1 protein-coding gene is annotated in these 244 nt (G+C 41.4%); it reads right to left on the reverse strand.

Annotated elements, in window-relative coordinates; genetic code table 11:
- Nucleotides 1-37: 37 nt before the first annotated feature.
- Complete coding sequence (gene rpsU, locus ACVHXK_RS18975) at nt 38-211, reverse strand: 30S ribosomal protein S21 (RefSeq protein WP_003152957.1); 174 nt, start codon at nt 209-211, stop codon at nt 38-40.
- Nucleotides 212-244 lie beyond the last annotated feature (33 nt).

The raw sequence follows: 244 nt of genomic DNA on the forward strand, positions 1-244 counted from the left end.
TTAAGTCGCTCAAGAAGACTCATAAATCCACCCTCTTTTAGAATTTGCGTTTTCTAGCAGCTTCTGACTTTTTCTTGCGCTTTACGCTAGGTTTTTCATAAAATTCGCGCTTTCTTGCTTCTTGCAAAGTACCTGTCTTTGATACACTGCGTTTGAAGCGACGAAGAGCATCTTCAAGCGATTCGTTTTTTCTAACGACCGTTTTTGACATTCTCTTTCCCTCCCTCCGAATACACCAATCGAC

This window comes from Clostridium sp. DL1XJH146 (assembly GCF_054819755.1).